Source organism: Mediterraneibacter sp. 210702-DFI.5.30 (genome assembly GCF_020560115.1).
In the GTDB taxonomy this organism is placed as follows: Bacteria; Bacillota; Clostridia; order Lachnospirales; family Lachnospiraceae; genus Mediterraneibacter; species Mediterraneibacter faecis.
The window spans coordinates 1-289 of record NZ_JAJCME010000062.1 but is presented as its reverse complement, the minus strand read 5'-3'; the positions used below and the strand labels follow the sequence as shown (position 1 = coordinate 289).

1 protein-coding gene is annotated in these 289 nt (G+C 45.7%); it reads right to left on the bottom strand.

Features of this window, described 5'->3' with window-relative positions; genetic code table 11:
* Positions 1-289, bottom strand: a 289-nt coding sequence (locus LI126_RS14685; RefSeq protein WP_305067618.1) for an undecaprenyl-diphosphate phosphatase, incomplete at both ends; no start/stop codon positions are given.

Here is a 289-nt window from a genome sequence, read left to right as displayed (position 1 = left end):
AAGAAGCCGATCATAACTGCCATGTTATATGAAATTTCGGCAATTGAATTAACCTTGGCTTTTTTACCCTTGTGCGCCGTTTCAATCCAAATAAAGGCCACCCCAAAAACGATTAAGGCGATTGCGACACTGACTGGGTTGTAGAAAAGCCGTTCGAAAGTATCATTGAAGGCTACCCCGATGATCCCAGCCGGCAGACACGAGATAAAGATCTTCAGCCACATGATCATGATGTCTTTATCAACATAGCGCCAGATGCCTTTAGGTGCAGCAATCCCCACGGCTTGAC